This is a genomic window from Acutalibacter intestini (assembly GCF_034334985.1).
In the GTDB taxonomy this organism is placed as follows: domain Bacteria; phylum Bacillota; class Clostridia; order Oscillospirales; family Acutalibacteraceae; genus Acutalibacter; species Acutalibacter intestini.
Window position 1 is genome coordinate 50,441 of the sequence record NZ_JAWXXL010000013.1, and the last position, 17,157, is coordinate 67,597.

The 17,157-nt window shown below is 47.1% G+C and carries 20 protein-coding genes and 1 pseudogene; 10 read left to right on the forward strand and 11 right to left on the reverse strand.

The window, feature by feature from the left end; translation table 11 throughout:
• Window positions 1–88: 88 nt before the first annotated feature.
• The 5 genes from U8U68_RS11000 to U8U68_RS11020 all read right to left on the reverse strand — a co-directional run bounded on the left by U8U68_RS11000 (window position 89) and on the right by U8U68_RS11020 (window position 4,365).
• Window positions 89–1,249 carry a tyrosine-type recombinase/integrase gene (locus U8U68_RS11000; RefSeq protein ID WP_322200852.1) on the reverse strand — a complete coding sequence of 387 codons (1,161 nt, stop codon included), beginning with the start codon at window positions 1,247–1,249 and terminating at the stop codon, window positions 89–91.
• Between the two features lie 12 nt (window positions 1,250–1,261).
• Window positions 1,262–2,647, reverse strand: coding sequence for a relaxase/mobilization nuclease domain-containing protein (locus tag U8U68_RS11005; protein ID WP_322200889.1), 1,386 nt, complete (start codon window positions 2,645–2,647; stop codon window positions 1,262–1,264).
• Window positions 2,611–2,931: a plasmid mobilization protein gene (locus U8U68_RS11010; RefSeq protein WP_322200853.1), complete on the reverse strand. Its 321-nt coding sequence runs from the start codon at window positions 2,929–2,931 to the stop codon at window positions 2,611–2,613. The genes U8U68_RS11005 and U8U68_RS11010 overlap by 37 nt, the downstream gene beginning before the upstream one ends.
• Before the next feature lie 469 nt (window positions 2,932–3,400).
• Window positions 3,401–3,754: a hypothetical protein gene (locus tag U8U68_RS11015; protein WP_322200854.1), complete on the reverse strand. Its 354-nt coding sequence runs from the start codon at window positions 3,752–3,754 to the stop codon at window positions 3,401–3,403.
• A gap of 5 nt (window positions 3,755–3,759) precedes the next feature.
• On the reverse strand, window positions 3,760–4,365 hold the full coding sequence (locus U8U68_RS11020) for an AAA family ATPase (RefSeq protein WP_322200855.1): 606 nt from the start codon (window positions 4,363–4,365) through the stop codon (window positions 3,760–3,762).
• A 191-nt stretch (window positions 4,366–4,556) separates the two neighbouring features.
• Here U8U68_RS11020 and U8U68_RS11025 point away from each other — a divergent pair, with 191 nt between their 5' ends.
• Window positions 4,557–4,964, forward strand: a complete 408-nt coding sequence (locus tag U8U68_RS11025) for a hypothetical protein (protein ID WP_322200856.1) — start codon at window positions 4,557–4,559, stop codon at window positions 4,962–4,964.
• Window positions 4,965–4,978: 14 nt separating this feature from the next.
• Window positions 4,979–5,521 carry a DUF6076 domain-containing protein gene (locus tag U8U68_RS11030; protein ID WP_322200857.1) on the forward strand — a complete coding sequence of 181 codons (543 nt, stop codon included), beginning with the start codon at window positions 4,979–4,981 and terminating at the stop codon, window positions 5,519–5,521.
• Window positions 5,522–5,954: 433 nt separating this feature from the next.
• On the opposite strand, the gene U8U68_RS11035 is transcribed toward U8U68_RS11030, so the two are convergent.
• The 5 genes from U8U68_RS11035 to U8U68_RS11055 form a co-directional block, all read right to left on the reverse strand.
• Entirely contained in the window at window positions 5,955–7,466 is a 1,512-nt protein-coding gene (locus U8U68_RS11035; RefSeq protein WP_160203198.1) for a recombinase family protein, read from the reverse strand.
• A gap of 94 nt (window positions 7,467–7,560) precedes the next feature.
• Window positions 7,561–7,752, reverse strand: a complete 192-nt coding sequence (locus tag U8U68_RS11040; RefSeq protein WP_430981912.1) for a hypothetical protein — start codon at window positions 7,750–7,752, stop codon at window positions 7,561–7,563.
• Window positions 7,753–7,756: 4 nt separating this feature from the next.
• Window positions 7,757–8,698, reverse strand: a complete 942-nt coding sequence (gene mobV / locus U8U68_RS11045) for a MobV family relaxase (protein WP_066534335.1) — start codon at window positions 8,696–8,698, stop codon at window positions 7,757–7,759.
• 173 nt (window positions 8,699–8,871) lie between these two features.
• Window positions 8,872–9,267 carry a replication initiator protein A gene (locus U8U68_RS11050; protein WP_160203196.1) on the reverse strand — a complete coding sequence of 132 codons (396 nt, stop codon included), beginning with the start codon at window positions 9,265–9,267 and terminating at the stop codon, window positions 8,872–8,874.
• A gap of 111 nt (window positions 9,268–9,378) precedes the next feature.
• A complete protein-coding gene (locus U8U68_RS11055; protein WP_322200858.1) occupies window positions 9,379–9,792 on the reverse strand; it encodes a cysteine-rich VLP domain-containing protein in 414 nt (137 codons plus the stop codon).
• 370 nt (window positions 9,793–10,162) lie between these two features.
• Here U8U68_RS11055 and U8U68_RS11060 point away from each other — a divergent pair, with 370 nt between their 5' ends.
• The 5 genes and pseudogenes from U8U68_RS11060 (at window position 10,163) to U8U68_RS11080 (ending at window position 13,890) form a co-directional block, all read left to right on the forward strand.
• Entirely contained in the window at window positions 10,163–10,882 is a 720-nt protein-coding gene (locus U8U68_RS11060) for an MBL fold metallo-hydrolase (RefSeq protein WP_016304739.1), read from the forward strand.
• 36 nt (window positions 10,883–10,918) lie between these two features.
• A complete protein-coding gene (locus tag U8U68_RS11065) occupies window positions 10,919–11,719 on the forward strand; it encodes a helix-turn-helix domain-containing protein (RefSeq protein WP_322200859.1) in 801 nt (266 codons plus the stop codon).
• A gap of 35 nt (window positions 11,720–11,754) precedes the next feature.
• Window positions 11,755–12,303 carry an SMI1/KNR4 family protein gene (locus U8U68_RS11070; RefSeq protein WP_016304741.1) on the forward strand — a complete coding sequence of 183 codons (549 nt, stop codon included), beginning with the start codon at window positions 11,755–11,757 and terminating at the stop codon, window positions 12,301–12,303.
• A 27-nt stretch (window positions 12,304–12,330) separates the two neighbouring features.
• Window positions 12,331–12,774, forward strand: a pseudogene (locus U8U68_RS22785) (YfbO family protein).
• A gap of 633 nt (window positions 12,775–13,407) precedes the next feature.
• Entirely contained in the window at window positions 13,408–13,890 is a 483-nt protein-coding gene (locus U8U68_RS11080) for a DUF2971 domain-containing protein (RefSeq protein ID WP_322200860.1), read from the forward strand.
• Window positions 13,891–13,897: 7 nt separating this feature from the next.
• On the opposite strand, the gene U8U68_RS11085 is transcribed toward U8U68_RS11080, so the two are convergent.
• Window positions 13,898–14,185 (reverse strand): DUF6809 family protein, encoded by a 288-nt coding sequence (locus U8U68_RS11085; RefSeq protein WP_322200861.1) that lies wholly within the window; start codon window positions 14,183–14,185, stop codon window positions 13,898–13,900.
• A 201-nt stretch (window positions 14,186–14,386) separates the two neighbouring features.
• On the opposite strand from U8U68_RS11085, the gene U8U68_RS11090 reads away from it, so the two are divergent.
• The 3 genes from U8U68_RS11090 (at window position 14,387) to U8U68_RS11100 (ending at window position 17,131) form a co-directional block, all read left to right on the forward strand.
• Window positions 14,387–15,283: a retron St85 family effector protein gene (locus U8U68_RS11090; protein WP_322200862.1), complete on the forward strand. Its 897-nt coding sequence runs from the start codon at window positions 14,387–14,389 to the stop codon at window positions 15,281–15,283.
• A gap of 162 nt (window positions 15,284–15,445) precedes the next feature.
• Window positions 15,446–16,648: a retron St85 family RNA-directed DNA polymerase gene (locus U8U68_RS11095; protein WP_322200863.1), complete on the forward strand. Its 1,203-nt coding sequence runs from the start codon at window positions 15,446–15,448 to the stop codon at window positions 16,646–16,648.
• 180 nt (window positions 16,649–16,828) lie between these two features.
• Window positions 16,829–17,131, forward strand: a complete 303-nt coding sequence (locus U8U68_RS11100; protein WP_322200864.1) for a nucleotidyltransferase family protein — start codon at window positions 16,829–16,831, stop codon at window positions 17,129–17,131.
• The last annotated feature ends 26 nt before the right edge of the window (window positions 17,132–17,157 follow it).

Genomic DNA, 17,157 nt, shown 5'->3' on the forward strand with positions numbered 1-17,157 from the left:
TCTGTCGGAAGTCCATGGGCGTTTTCACTTTCTACCTACCCAACAAAATGCTCTTGCTATGATGGTCTGTATGTCCATCACCCTGCTGTTATGCACTGTGCAGGAGCACATCTGTCATGACGCTTGCGGCCTGTTTCTTCAACTCCATCTGCGGGTGACAGTAGGTACGCTCCAAGAAAGAAGTATCGGCATGGCCTGCCAGTTCAGCAACCGTCTGCTTGTCCACGCCATGATGCAGTAAAGATGAGATCACATAATGGCGCAGGGTGTGTAGATGGAAAGATTCAGGAAAATCGTTCTCCCTAAAAATCTTCCGCAGATGCTTTGTGAATGTGTCCGGGTGGATAAAGTTACCGTACTCGTCAGCGAACAGATATGGGCTAACCTCGCGCCCAATCTTTTCTGCCTGGGCCGTCTTGTAACAGCAGTATCCTTGTAGCAACGACATGATATCTTCCTCGATAACAATAGTACGGCTGCGGCCGTTCTTGGTCGGCCCCTCCTGCACACCCAAACCAGGCACATTACTCCTGGAACGGCTGACCGTAAGTACGCAACGGTATTTGTCGGTCATGATAAAGTCGTGCCACCTCAGAGCGCAGAGTTCACCCCGGCGGCACCCGGTGTAGAGTGCCAGCACATAGAAAATTTTGTACTCCTGCGGCTCGTCAAGGAGAGCATTGAGGAAACGGTTTGCATCTTCCTCGCTGGGAATAAACTGCTCGCGCTTTTCAGTGCCGGGCAAGTCAATCATCCGTGCCGGGTTCTTCTGGATGATTTCGTTCCGCTTGGCATCACTGAGCACCGCTGATACCACCGTCAAATATTTCTGCACTGTGGCCTCCTGCACAGGCTTGCCGTGATTACTGCGCTTGCGAAGCTCCACCAGCATATTCTCCAGAGCAATGGGCCGCAACTTATTCAGCTTGATGGCTCCGATGAAAGGGTAGGTTACTTTCAACATTCGCCGGTAGCTGGCGATAGTACCCGCTGCATACTTTACCTGCCTGTCCAGCCAGCGCAAGGAGTATTCCTCAAAGGTCATCTCCCCATCCTCACAGAAGCCCTGCTTAATGGTACGCTCCATTTCCTCAGCGGCATGAGAAACGTACTGCCGGATACCGCGTTTGCCCACCCTTTCCGGCACAGTAATCGTCTTAGCCTTTGAAATTTTCCTGCCATCCGGACGGTAGCCATTGCTGACAGTAATCTTGAATTTACGTTCATCTAACTGCTTGATACTTGCCAAATAAATTCCCCCTTACATCTTCTGTTCAAAGTCACGCTCGTCAGGTTTCTGACCCAGCGCGCGCTTTTTATTCTTCTGTTTCTTCAAGGTCGCGCTGTCCTGCGGACGACGGTCATCAATTATCCCGGCAATATCAGCGGAAAGATATGCGAGATCAGTTCCAAAATCACCAGCGCCACCGATGGAATCAGCGCTGTCCAGAACAGTCTGTCCGTGTGTTTCCTCATTCTCTCCTGCTCCAAGTAGAGATTCCTCGAAAAATCTTCGCTCATTCTCCCAGCCTGTAACGACAAGTTCTTCGCTATCTCTGAGGCAGACCGTTCCATCTCCCGCTGGAACCTCTGCGCTGAGGACTGCATTTTCAGAGTGCAATTCTCCAACTCCTGCACTCGCTGGTCGAGGTACTCCACCAGTTCCTCTTTGGTTGCCAGCCGCGCTTCCGCTGTTTGCACCTCCACTAGCAACTGAACTAGCGTATCTTGCAGGCCAATCAAAGCCTTCCAGCTTTTCTCTGTTACTGTCAGGCAAGGCTCCATCTCTGATGCCGCCTGCGCCAGCCTGCGAGCCTGGTCTTTCAATTCCCCCAAGGATTTTCGCTCGAAGTTCGAACTCATTCTCCATCATCTCCTTCAGAAATTTTGATTCATATAACTTAACATCACGGCACTTCATACCGCTAGGTGTGGTATACGTGATGCTCTTTCGCTCGTCTGTCCACTTGACCTGATAGCCCTTTTCCCTTAACAGCTTGATGAAATGATTCTTGGATCGCGCCAGCGCCATGGCGTCCTCGATGGCAATCACCAGCTGCATCTTCCAGCTCTGGTTCTTCTCCATGGAACGGTACTCGCGGGCACTAAGCTGCTTACTGTGCTTGGGAAGATCAGGAGATAGCACCGAGAACCCATGAGCCAAGCAGATTTCATCGGAGAGCTTTCGTAACTTTGTGAGCGTAGTCGGCCCCTGGCGGAGCATATAGCCGCTCTCGTAGCACACTGCATTGACCAGAAAATGCGAGTGAATGTGCTCCCTATCAATGTGGGTTGCCACCAGAATCTGGCTGTCAGGCCAAGACTTTTCCGCAAACTCCATCGCCAATTTGTGAGCCTGTTCCCCGGTAATAGACTCGTCCGGCGAGAATGATTGCGTATAATGATAGAACCACACAGGACTATCTTTGTGGCAGGCCGCGCGGGTTGCTCTGAACTCTTGCGCCGCGAACTGCGGAGAGCAGTTGGTTCCGCTGACGAATTTCTGACCGGAAAAATCGTCTTGGGTCTTCTGCTCTTGAGAAATATAGGCTGCAACCTTGCTTAGCGCTGTGGTAGATTGCTTTTGGTATCGGATAAAATTGACGGTAGCTATTGGCGCGCCTCCTTGTCGGTCAGTGCGAAAAATGTATCGTAGAGCTTGCTCAAATCCTCATGTGCCTGCTCCAAATGCACCGTATTGATGTGGCCCACGTTCGCCAGCACCGTCAGCTGGTTGAGGTTATTGCCGATGGCTTTCAACTCTCGCGCCACCAACTTACCGTCAAGAATGACGTTTACCTTGCCGCGCATCGCCGCTGCGCGGAGGTAGTTGCTGGGTGACATCATAGCCAATTCTGCCTGCTCCAAAATGTGCTGGAATTGTTCTTCCGTGAATCGGACTGTAAAAGCCCTGTCCTTTTTATTACTCATGTGATTCCTCCAATCGTATAGCGGTCTTTCACCGAAGTGGGTGCGGGCTACTGCCCGCTTATGTGCCGTCCGACAACGTCGGACGAGCGCTCTGCTTGCCCTCCCCAAAGGGGAGGTTTTTTGTAGGACACAATCGGTTGCGGATTTTCAAGTTTAGGGCATTTGCAGAAAAGAAAAATATCTGCGCGTCAACCCTTTGCGCTCTCAGAATCGCCCCTGTGCGGCCCCACACGGGCCTGTACTGGCGGGCTGCGGTTCCTACCCCACCTGGCCCATAAATGCGCCCCACGGGGCCGACACGGGCGAAACAGCGGGTGGCTGTCACTTGGCTGACCCGAGGCATGGAAGAACGCAAGGACGCAAACCTTGTTTATCTGTGTTCTTGCCGCACACAAGATATATGCAACCATAATATCAAGGACACAAAATAGAAGAACACACCTTAAGTGCCTTTGCGCTCTTACGCCCTTCAACTTATCAACACCCATTTCCAATGTCCACCCTCCTTCCTTGAAACCACATCGCGCATATTTTTCTTTGCGATGTCCAGTGTTCTTGATGAAATCCCCGCCTGCTTGACGAGTTTTTGAATTTCCTTAACTGGTGTAGGCCCCTTTGCCAGTTGCTCCCTTACTAATTTTTCGGTCTGCTCGACCTTGGAATTTGCTGGCCCGCCGTTCAGCAAATCCTCTGCGGTGATTTTGTCGTAGCCATCTACCCAATGCAGGACGCCATCTTCGATGGAGAAAGCAATCGACTTTCCCTCTGGCGCAAGAGAGGATTTGTCGTGGACGATTACTCTGATGTGCGGTTCTTTTTTCATTCTGCCTACCAGCAGACGCTCCGAGCCGCCGCACGGAAGTCCATGGACCCCAGCCCGCGGTAGGCGCTGTTTGCCCCGACAGCTTTGTTAAGGTGGCCAATCAAAACGATTGCGCAGCCATTCTGCTCGGCAATGGTGGTGAGACGCTTGAGCACATCCCGAATCTCGTTGGCGCGATTCATATCCACGTTCCGGCCCAGGTAGCCTTGGAGCGGGTCGAGGATCATCAGCTTGGCATTGGTTTCTTTGACCGCTTTCTCAATGCGCTCATCCAGCAGGGAAAGGGAGTGCTCAGTTTCGTCGATGCAGATGATGCGGTTGAGGTCAGTACCGGCGGTCATGAGTCGGGGCTTGATTGTGTCACCCAGGCCGTCCTCAGCGGTCTGATAGAGAATGTTAATGGGTGAGGTCGGGTCCATGTCAGGTAGCGCTAACCCTTGACTGCACATGGCGGCGATCCATAGTGCAAGTGTGGTCTTTCCCTCGCCGGGGTTGCCTTGGATGATGGTCAGCTTGCCCTCTGGTATGTAGGGATGCCAGAGCCAGTGTACCTCCTGGGTTTCCACTTCGGACATTCGGATCAGGCGAAGTTTGGTTTGATTTTGAGTCATTGAAACCCTCCTTTCAGTTTGCCGCTCTGTGAAAAGTGGGAGCAGTATTCATGTTACCAATCGCCATATTTCAAAAGGACTTTCCGTTTTCCTGCTCTTATGCTATAATACAAGAAAAGATTTCACTTTGAAATCCACAAGTGATCTTTTGCTTAAATGGCAAAGTTCACTTTCAGACAGAGGAGATACCCATGAAAAAGGACTGTGCACTGTATGTAGAAGTTCTCCCGGACGGAAAAATTGAAAGAGAACTTGCCACTATAAACGGAAAAATCTGCTTGGAAAGCACTACTGTTGAACAGGAGATTATCACTTTTTCTGAACTGGAATTCGGCCCATATGCGGCAATCGTTGATCTTCTTGCCTACTCTGCATCCAATTTATCTGCAGAAAGGTGCATGGAAGAAGTTGATGTAGAGGAGTTCCAGTTTTTGGTGGACACCGCAAATGATTTAGTAACTTCACTGGAGTCTGAGCATCCCCTGCACGGTACTCTGACCCGAACCTCTCTGGAAGATCAAGTGCCGGAGGATAACGGAACCGGCTTGTACATCTATCGGGCGGCTGATAGGATTTTGCTGTTTGTAGTGAGGCGATGATTCTCCAGATGAGGATGAACGAGATCCTAAGCGACATGAGGAAGGGGCTGCCGCCTGATATTAAAAAGAAACATAGCTATTTACAAATGCTGGCTTTTACTCAGATTTTTGAGTTTGGAGAGGGATGGACCTCTCGCTACAGGTTTCGCTCTCTGAAAGATTACTATTACTTTTTGCTGGTTCATTTTATCGAGTTCAACCCCACTATTTCTCTGTGCGAATGCTGTGGCCGCTATTTCATTCCCAAAACAAAAAAGCGCACCCTGTATTGCGACAGGGTGCTGAAAGACGGAAAGACCTGCAAGGAATTGGCTCCATTCTTGAAACATAAACTGCAGGCCCAAAGCAAAAAGGTCATTGAGGAGTTCGACCGGGCCAAGCGCAGGATGTACAAACGGTATGAGAGAACGGACAATATGGGAGCAAATCCAGCGAATAAAAATTTGAGCTATGCTGACTATTACGCGTGGCTGGACAGAGCGATGCAGGCCAGGGACAGTTATCTGGCGGGCAAAATGAAAGAAGAGGACGCGCTGAAACTCATTTGTGCTGAATAATGCGAACTTATACAAACTCACATAGGAGAGACTGACACGGAGATACCCAAGCTTTATAAATATAGATGCTTTATTCGCGATAGGATAAATACACCCAGCGGAGAGCAGAAACCTAAATGGCAGCATGAACTCTTTGATGGTATGATATCTCCTGTTCCACCCACAGTCTTTAACGATCCTTATGATTGTGATTTAGTCATTGAGGGTAGCTTTTTACATGAGAAAGCAGCCAGAGAGCTATACATCGAAACGGTCGAACAGTGGAAAGCCTTAACGGAGCAAGAGAAACAGCTGTTACGAACTACGGAAGATTGGAAAACCGCATTGGAATCTATTCTGCAAATGTCGTTATCGGGCAGTCTTGCGACAAACCTAAAGTACAGTTTACAAGGGACTACACAAGGTAACGGTCTGACGGGCGCTGATATGCCCGTCAGATTTTCCATGTGATGTTTAAGCTGTCGCTTGTGGCGGCAATGGTGGTAATCATCAAATCCACCACCCGCCGCTTGTCGTCAAAGGATACGTTCTTCCAAGTGTCGAGGTAGCCGGAAATCTGGCTGACCTGTTCCGGGCTGATGGCTTCCACGGTCAACTCCGCCATCTTCGCCAGAAGTTCCTGCTTGCGTCCGTCCAGTTCGGCTATCTTCACATTCACATAGGAGAGCAGCACATTATTTGCGCCTGTCAGACTGTCCAGCAACTTTTCAATCTCGCTATCCACATGGGCAAGTTCCACTTGCAGGGCGGTGATTTTGGGATTGGCCTTTGCCGCTTTCTTCCTGCCCGTCAGTGTCTTGTAGCTGTCCAGCTTTTTCACCATCTGCCGATACACCACCGCTTCCAGTTCCGCCGTGATGATTTTCCCACAGCCGGGACAGCTTTTGTTGTCCAGCCGTTTCGTACAGCGGAGGTACTGTCTGCCGGAGGGATTGAAGATACTCATAAGGGCGTACCCGCAGTTCCCGCACTTGATTTTCCCCGCCAGCCATGTATGGGTGGCTTTCCGGGCGGACTGGATTTTCATGTTGTTCATCAGCTTCTTGCGGCAGGTCAGCCATATATCCGAGGGGACAATCCCCTCATGGGGCGCAAGCACCAGCATTTGGTCTTTCAGGCTTTGGGCCTTGCCCGGCTTCACATCCCGGCCTTGATAGAGATAACACCCGTTCATGCCCGTGAAGTCGGCGACGTCATTGACAAGCACCGTCCCCTGGCTCTTGAAAAACTCGTACACATCCAAGTCCGCCTGCACATAGACGGGGTTGCGTAACATCTGCGCCAGCGTGGGGCGTATCAGTTCCCGGCCATTAAATAAAATGCCCTGTTCCGCAAAGTGCCGGGTAATGTCCCCATAGGAAGTTGTCGGCTCGGCGTACATTTCAAACATCAGCCGGATATTTGCCGCTTCCTCCGGCTTCACTACCAGCCGCTTTGTATTGATACCGTCCATCTTGATAGGCTCCGTATGGAAGCCATAGGGGGCTTTCCCGCCCATCTTGAAGCCCCGCTGACTGCGGGAATAGTAAGCGTCCGTCACCCGCTTCTGTATCGTTTCCCGTTCCAACTGTGCGAACACGATACAAATATTCAGCATGGCCCGGCCCATCGGGGTTGAAGTATCAAACTTTTCCGTGGAAGAAACAAACTCCACATTGTACTGCTGGAACAGCTCCATCATGGTTGCGAAATCCAGAATGGAACGGCTGATACGGTCAAGTTTGTAGACAATGACTTTTGCTATCAGGCCCTTTTTAATATCCCGCACCAACTCTTGAAATTTCGGGCGGTCTGTGTTTTTGCCGCTGTATCCTTTATCTGTGTATTCCCTGCAACTACCGCCTTTCAATTCGTATTTGCAAAACTCAATCTGGCTTTCAATGGAAATGCTGTCCTTTTTGTCTACCGATTGTCTTGCATAGATTGCGTCTATCCGATTATTCATATTGTCGCTCCTTTTCTTAAAAAAGAAACGGAGCTGCTGACAGTCTTATTATACCGCCAACAGCCCCGTAAATCAATGATGTGGCTGGAAAAACTTACGCCCCGGCTTCCTCTTTCTGCCGCTTGTCGGCGTACTTGCGGAACACCTCATAAAGCTGCTGTTCCAGTTCCCGGCGTTTGGCCGCTTCCTGCTCCGGTGTAAATACCGGGGAGAGATTTTCCAGCGTGATTTCCTTTCCTTGAAAAGTCACGATTTCTGTTTCCTTTTTGTATCTGATATTCGTTATAAAATCACCTTTCCTTTCCATAGTTCGGTTGCCGCTTCAACTCTGCCAGCACTTCCGGCGGGATACGGTCAACCAGCCGTTGAATGTTGTGTAACTCGCTTTCCAGCTTTGCCCGTTCCATAACGCCTTTCATCTTGTCCTTTTCGCTGGCCTTTGCCCTTGCCTCCAGTTTTTCATTTTCTGCCAAGAGGTCATTTATCGTGACCTTGTATTTCTTCAACTGCCCGGAGAAGTTCTCCATCTGCGGAAACCACTTTTTGAGCATAGAGAGGGCTTCCTCTTTCTTCTTTCCGGCGTTAATTGGATTGATACCGTCCAGCGTGGCTTCAATCGCCCTCGCCTGTTTGGAGAGGGAAACCGCCTGTTTGAAAAGCCGGGTGGGGATATGCTTTCTTCCCGTTTTGCTTGCGCTCTCCCCACGCTCCAAGCTGGGGTACTTCTCCAACATATAGGCGTGAAAATCGTCCTGCCACTTTGTCAGATTGGCCCGGTTGCCTATGATTTCTTTGGCGCACAGGCGGTTGTCTTTCGTCAGCGGAACAAAGGTCAAATGCAGGTGGGGCGTTTTCTCGTCCATGTGTACTATCGCCGACACGATATTTTCCCGGCCTACCCGGTCAATGAGGAAGTCCGCCGCTCTTTTGAAAAACGCCTGTATTTCCTCCGGGGATTTCTTCTTGAAAAACTCCGGGCTGGCGGTTATCAGCGTATCGACAAAGCGTGTACTGTCTTTCCTCGTTCTGCACCCAGACTGTTCAATGCGGCTCTGAATGAAATGGTAGTAGCGCCCCTCCGGCTTGACGATATGGAAATTGTACTTGCTCCGGCTGGTGTCAATGTCCGGGTTGCTGGCGTACTGCTCCTTTTTCCGTTCGTGGTGGGCTTCCAGCGGTCTTGCCGGGTTGCCCTTGTGTTTCTCAAATCGCAAAATTGCGTGTTGCGCCATTGAACTCCTTTCCCCATTCCATTCCTTTCCGGCGGGTTTTCCCGCCGAAAATATCTCTGATAGGATTGGAATGGAATCGATATAAATAGATGGTTTTAATCTCTGTATTTCTATATATCGTCCGGTTTCCGTACTCCAAGAGGATTGATTTTCGTACTTGTAGGGTACGGTTTTCATCCCTCCGGCGTACCGCAGCCGGACTTCTTGAAGTCGGTGTTTGGAACCGCTTCATAGGATTTTGGGTAAATGCGGTTGGGTTTTCCACAGCCCTGTTTCTGTATTTCCACCAGCCCCGCATACTGCAACTCCCGCAGGGTATTCACCGCCTTCTGCCGCCCACAGTGGAGCAGGGCGACCACCTCGCAGATGGGGTAATACAGGTAAATCCGCCCATATTCGTCCGCCCACCCGTTTTTCCGGGATAACTCCGCCCGCCGCAGGATAAAGGCGTACAGCACCTTCGCTTCGTTGGACAGGGGCTTGAATGATGGGGCTTCAAAAAGGAAATTGGGGAGCCGGGTGAAGCTGATGACTTTCTCCGGCTGGTGAATGTAAATCGTGTTTGTCATAGCGTGTTTTGTGGACGGTTAGAAGCCCGTTTTCCGGGGTGGGCGATAAAACATACCGCCCGCCCCGGTTTGGGACTTGCGGAGCCTTGCAAATCAAGGCTTTTTCCCGCCTTAACTGTCCACAGCAGACCTCCTTTTCCGTTCACTTTCTGTTTTCTGCCGCCTGTGAACTCTGGCGGCGCAGTCCGGGCAGTATTTGCCCCGGTTGGATTTTGGCACATAGGGCTTTCCGCAGACCGAGCAGCGTTTCAAAGCACTGTCACGGTAAATCTCCGCTTCCAGCGTCCCGTCCAGCGGTAAGACTGCCCAGCGGAACCACTTGCAGCAGACGGAGAATGTAATCATCTGCGGACAGGTGCAGGTGTCGCCATCGTCCAGCGCAAAGCAGTTTCCACCACCACAGTTGCAGCACTCCCGGCGGATCAGGCTGCTGGCCCGCTTCCTCTGCGCCGGGGTCATGCGGTAGGGGAAGCTGTCCGGCCTGTGTTCCAGCGGTGGCAAATGTTGATAGGGTCTTTCTTTCATGCACTCCCTCCGTTGTTCTTCTTGCTGCCGTTTTCCCCGAAAAGGCTTCCTGCCCCATTCCTGCGGCGTGTTCCGGCGTTGGTACGCTCACCCTCTCTGGTCACGGTGTCCAGAAGCGGGGTCACAGCACACTTCCCCAGCCGGGGTATTCCTTTTCAGACGGTCATTTAGTTTTCAAGAGGCTTGTCCATCGATGAACTATCTCAAGTGTATACTTTTTTGATTGCCTGTGCCGTATATCCAAGAGGTAGGAAATCAGCCCGGAAAACTCGCTATTTCCACGCTCTCGGAATTGTGGTATAATGGGAAAATACAGAACAGTAAATTGAAAGTTGACGCCGATGAAAATAAATGAAAAGAGAGAACATCTATGCTCAATGCAGGAAGCAGGATAGTAAATAATTGGATATATCCTATTGACAACGGCTATGTACTGATTGATACAGGGTATGAAAGAGGATTTGCACATTTCAAAAAGCAACTGGCAAAGATGCAAATAGCCCCTCAACAGATACGATATATTTTTCTGACACACGCTCACGATGACCATGCAGGCTATTTGAATGAAATACTCTCGGAATGCTCTGACATTCAAATCGTTATGAGTGACAAGGCGTTAGAAAGATTATATAAAGGGCAAAACTCTTTTCATGGCGGTTGCACAACCAAGATTGCCTTGCTCTTTTGTTTCTTAATGAAATTTGTTGGCAAGGGCAAGCATTTGTTTCCTCCAATAACGCAAGAATATTCATGTAGATGTATTCAAGTGACCGAACAAAACCGTAAGCAAGTGGAACTTTTATTGCAAGGAAAAATCATTGATACTCCCGGTCACACCGCCGATTCCATATCTCTTTTAACTAATGACGGTTCTCTATTCTGCGGCGACGCTGCTATGAACGGATTGCCAAGTTTACACAGAATAACTATTTGGGCGGAGGATAAAACGGATTTCCTAAAATCTTGGGAAACAATCATCGCACTTAGACCAAATCTAATATATCCGGGACATGGCAAGCCGTTTGGATATGACGACCTTAAAATAAATCTAAAGCGGGCAAAAAATATGGAATTATTACCGATTCACTAACTTCCGATTTATCGAACAGACAAGGAGGGCGAGAAAATGTCTTTATCCATTCAAGAACGCTTGAAAGACCTGCGTGTGCAGCATGGCTTGACGCTGGAACAGCTTGCAGAGCAGACGAACCTCTCCAAGTCTGCGTTGGGCAGTTATGAAGCGGACGATTTTAAGGACATCAGCCACTATGCTCTTATCAAGCTGGCGAAGTTTTACGGCGTGACCACCGACTATCTGCTGGGGCTGTCTGAAATGAAGCGTCACCCAAACGCTGATCTTGCAGGCCTGCGTTTGAGTGACGAAATGATTGACCTGTTGAAAAGCGGGCGGGTGGATAATGCTCTGCTGTGCGAATTGGCGGCGCACCCGGATTTTATCAAGCTGATGGCCGACCTTGAAATCTATGTGAACGGAACGGCGGTGAAGCAGGTACAGAGCGCAAACGCCATTGTGGACGCTATGAGCGCAATGATTATGAAACAGCACAATCCCGGCTTGACCGACCCGCAGTTAAGACAGCTTATCGCTGCCCATATTGATGATGACAGCTTTTGCCGTTACATAATCCAGCAGGACATAGACGAGATAGCCGCCGGCCTGCGGGAAGCCCACAGGGAGGATTTTTTCAGCGTCCCGGAGGATAACCCGCTGAAAGGATTATTGGAAGCCGCTACCGAAATTACCAACCCAGACAGTGACCCGGAGCAAGCGTCTTTGGCGTTTATCTGCAAACGGCTGCGGCTGAACTTTAAGAAGCTGTCCGGGGAAGAAAAGAAGTGGCTGAAAAAGATTGCACAGAAGTCGGACTTGCTGAAAAAACCAACCCCACAGCGGGGACGGAAGTAAGAAAATAAAAAATCGCATTTTGTAGGAGGTATATTATGTCATTGGAAAAAGTTTATGATTATTTCCATAATTATGATAAGCAGACTTATCAGGTTGTAGCTTGTATGGGAAATGAGCCATCGGAGCAGGATATAAAGGATTTTGAAAATCAGTATGGGATAAATCTTCCTGCTGATTTTAGAGAGTTCACTATGTCCCCATTAGGTGGGCTTTATATGGAGGTTCGAGAAGAAATATGGCCACAAGCGAAACAATATGACATAGGCCCATTTTGGTCGTTCTGTCGAGGAATTATAGTCTATGGAATTGCCAATGGAATACCCGATTTTTTGGATATTCGTGAAAAAACGAAAGAACTACACGATGAAGGTTTTACTGATTTTATCCCATTCTTGTCCATTATAGGGAATGGTGATGAAATATTTTGTTTTGACAAGAATAATAACATAGTCCTTCTTGACTACTACACAACAGGAGAAGCTACACCGATTGAGGGGACTTTTTCAGATTGCTTGATGAACCAAATTGCGGAGTTAGAAGAACGGAAAAACAAGAAAATCCGGGGAGAGGATAAAATCAACTAATTCTGATTTGCGAGGAGAATTGTGACTATGATAGAGTTGAATACATTCAAAAAAATATTGGAAGAAAATGAAGAACGCTTGCCATTACTAACGCTTGATGAATTTTTCGATGGAAACACAGAGGAGGATTCCATTGCTCCGAACTAATGGGAATTTGGCCGTCCAACGCTTTCTGAAATACGAAATATGCTACAAAAGATTGAGTTAATGCCTGACATAGCATGGGTGCGTGTTGCTCTCCACGATGATACAGAAATCGTAGAAAACAATGGGAAAGAAGAATTAGTTCTTGCAGGAGATACAATCGTGATTTGCACAACCATTTTGCCTGCGGAATTAGAAAAATTAGTAAATTGCGAATGGCTATGCTCTGATGGAGTAATTACAATAGAGGCATTTGAATTAAATACTTATTCGTGCGTACCACCAATTCCAGATAACTTCGATTGTTTGGAAATCGTGTGGGACTAATCTAAAACTTTCAGTTTATCGGGGGAGATAGCAAAGGCAGCCGAGCCAGTCAACGGTCAAGATGAACGGCGCACAAATGCGCCGCCGTTGACAGCCCCGCCTGCCTTTGCTGATGGGCAATCAAGGCGGGAAAGCCCTAAAATGGCTTCCCGCCCATTTCAATTTTGAGAAAAGAACGACCACTAAAATAAATGAGTGTGGCCACACATATAGTCACGGTGTCTAAAGGTTTGGCACATTTTGTCCCATAGGCTGAGGACGGTGGACGAGGGCTTTCATATACGCCCTGTCTGCTGCTGAAACCAGCCCTTTGTTTCCGGCTTCCCAGCCCCAAACAAAGCCCTGTTTTCCTGCCGCTTCAAATGCCCTTGCCCTCCCCGGCGGCAACGGCATTTTCACGGCAACGCCGACAGAGCGTATAACACACTACACTTTGCTTCGCAAAGTCGTGTGCCAAATGGGGCGCTGCCCCCTTTGGATACCCCCACAATAAACAGGCGCTATGCCCCTTACCGGGAGCATAGCGCCGTTTGTTGTCAGCAGCCCGTTTCACGGTCTGCGTGTAGTTCCTTGTAAACTGACCTAATGAATTGTATAAATAATTCCTTCCAGGAACTCAAAAGAGACTTCAGAGTGGCTTGTTTCTCGCAGGTGAAGAACTCCATCTTAATGTGGAGCCACTACGCTGAAAATCATACAGGATTTTGTATTGAGTATGATTTTAGTCACTCCCCTTTGAAGCAACATCTCCACCCTGTGCAATACACTAAAGAACGAAAATTTATTCCTGGAACCTTTGCTAACTCAGATGGAGCAATGGCAAACCATATTATTTATGAGGCAGCTTTGCATAAATTCGAGGGATGGAAGTATGAAGAAGAGTGGCGTTGCGTGTTTCACCGTCAAAACCTTAATCCATTCCCATTCGACATATCTCGTTATTACTTTGATGTACACAATTACATAACTGCCGTATATCTTGGTGCAAAAGCCTCAGAAAAGGATTGCGAAAAAATCTGTGCGCATTATCGTGGGACTGATGTGAAAGTTTTCAAGATGGAATTACAACCCGATTACTACAGGCTAATGCCAGAGGAAATAGGAAACTCAACTTAGGCCAGCCTTATCTATCAATAAACGGCACATCCATATCCTCCATAACCTCTAGCATAAACCTTGCACCCAAACGAAAACCCAGTACAAACGAATCACGCTCGCTTATACTGGACAATTCATCCTGAGTGTCTTTCAATTTTTCAAACACCACTTTTGCGTCTTCTGATAGCATGGGGGCCAAGTTCTCCTCATTCTTAGCGACTAGTTTAAGCAGCTTAGCAAACCGACTGTTAGGTATAATGTCCCGCTCGTTGGGTTGTATGTTGCCGTACCAGAATTCTTCTAAAATTTTCATTTTCTTTCCCTGCCTTTCAACACGACACTACCACATTTTTTTGCAAAAGTCCAGAGAAATTTTTCCTTTTTTTCAATGTGCTGACTGAGGAAATACACTACACTGCGAGAGTCGACATCCCAGCGAACAGTTGATTATTTGACCAGCTTATAGTATAATATCATTAAAGGCTTGAAACAAGAAATTGTAAGGGGAAAATATATGGATTGCCTTGATATATTCAAACAAATATATGATGATGTATTTTTGAAAGTCTACGCTAAATCAATATACTTATTTCTCTGCGGAGGTGCAGGTAAAGATAATGTACGGAACAAGGTGCGTTCCCTTTTAGAAAAGGAGGACCTCCGCATTTTTTATCCCGAAGACCTTTTTATGGAACTTCTCAATCGGAATAAGTATGCGGATTTGCTGGAATACGAGAACCTGCTAGCACAGAACGCCGACATAATATGTGTATTATGCGAGAGTTTCGGATCTGCTGTAGAGTTAGGAGCATTTTGCCAAGTTGATGCGATTCGAGATAAAATGATAGTAGGTATTGAAAAGCGTTATGCGCGTGACAGAAGCTTTATCATGTTGGGCCCAATAAAACATATTCAAAAAGAGCGGAAGGATGCGGTCATAGAGTACCGTAAGGACGCACTAGACGATCTAGTCAGTGCAATTGTTAAGCAAGCTAAAAGGATGAAAAGACAACATTGGGTAAAAGAAACACCCTCATTTTCAAGCCTTTCTTTTTACATTAGCTTTATTCCTCTTGCTTTGTTCTTTTATCGCAGCATTAACCGGAATGCAGTATTTAATGGCATTAAAAATATGATTAAAATGAATGGCAACCTTCCAAAAGAGTATAATGATATTTTCAATGCATCCATAAAATACCTGCTCAACTCAAACGTTATTGAAACGACCTATCGCGCAATCAATCAAAGCGAAACGGAAAAGAGTAAGAAATCCCCACAATATAAAGAAATACTATCTCTCTCACAAAAGGGATATCATATTACTAGCGCAATACTGCAGACTTCAACTGCACGAGAAAAAACCATCTTGCATGATCAAATCAGATGTGCTATAATGAGGAGGCAAAAATGAATAAGCCACTCTTTTTAGTCTAGAGACCTATAGGAAGGCGATTCGCCTTCTCTGGTATATCAGCTACTTATGGATTCCTCGAGCTTCGGCGATGTTTCCACATTTGAGTGGAACCCTCACCGAACCTCAACGAAAGACTTTGGTAAAAGGAGTGGCTTTTTCATGCCCCAAAATAGTACAAACGTACTGCTTATGGATTCACTTGGACTGCCCCGTTTCAAAACTTTGGATGAATTATCAGAGATAATTAGATTAAGTAAGCGCTTACTCTACTGTCTATCCATGAAAACCGAAAAGTATTATACGGGTAAAGAAATTCCAAAACGTCGGGGCGGCGTTCGGGTTTTGTCCGTGCCATCCTACACGCTTTCCATTGTACAGCACTGGATACTCACAGAAATCCTAAATAAAATTCCCCCATCTAATCGGGCAATGGCTTTCCGTATAGGGACTTCATTTGGGCAAAAGCAAAATGCGGCAGGTCACATGAATACATTATACGGCCTTTCCATCGATTTAAAGGACTTCTTTCCTAGTATTACCAGGAAACGTATCTTTTCCTTCTTTTCCTCCATAGGGTATAATGACTTTGCTGCCACAATTCTATCACGTTTATGTACCGTAAATAATCAACTTCCGCAAGGAGCATCAACTTCTCCGGCACTTTCTAATACTGTATGTATACAGTTTGATAAAGCTCTGATAGGTTTATGTGATAAGCGCGGCATTCGTTATTCACGGTATGCAGATGATATGTATTTCTCTTGCGACAATAAGGATCTTTTGAAAAAAGCATCTATTCAGATCCGAGAAATAATTGAATCCTTTGGTTTTGAAATCAACGAGCACAAAACACACTACCAAACGCCATCAGGGAAAAAGCTTATTACGGGTATTACAGTCGTTCAAGATGATTACAAATCCGAATTAAAAGCCCCTAGAGAATTAAAGCGCAAGATTAGAGCAGAGATACATAATTGCATTTTCTCTGGTGATTATACTAAAAGGCGCCATATTTTGGGTGAAATAGCCTACGTAGATTATATTGAGAGAGAATGCGATTTTAATTACAGAGAAAGCATCAAGAAATATATCTCTAGACTGGTCGAAAAAATATCCTCTTTCCCAGAACTGGTAAATGCTTATAATGAAAATAAATTTTACTCATGCCAACCTGACGTGGTACAAGACACTGCATCGTTGCGCAAAGAAGATATTGAGTATCTATATTACTTGTTATCTGATCGTTGCGAGTTCCTGAAAAAGCATCAGATAGACGATATATGTGAATATAATGATTGGCCTGTTTCGATAGATGAGTTGGAGCAATCTATCTGTGAAGATGAGGACGATTCGCCATTTTGAAAAATGTATAAATTAATAGCGCAAATGAAAATGTGACACAGTTAGCTGGCTCCGAAAGGATGAAGTGGATACACAACATATGAAAAATAGAAAGCAAACCTTGTCAGAAAGAATTATAGAGATAAACGTGGGAATGTGGAATGAACGCTGGACGAGCTACTGGAAGTGGAGGTGGAACTAATGTCTGACAAAATTCTAACAGGCGAAGAGATACGCTCAGCAATTCTTCCTTTGCTCAAAAAGTATCGGGCCGAGAAAGCTATCCTGTTTGGCTCATACGCCAGAAACGAGGCCGATAGCAAGTCGGACATAGATCTCCTTATCATCGGCGGCGAGCATTTCGTGCCTACGGATGTCTTTTGTATCGCAGATGATCTTTACCACATTCTTGCAAAAAATGTGGACGTATATGAGTTGTGCGAGATTAACGCTGGCTCGGACTTTTACAACACTATTTTTGCGGAAGGAGTGCAGATTGCGTGAAGTATACAGACAAGTAGCGGCTTGAG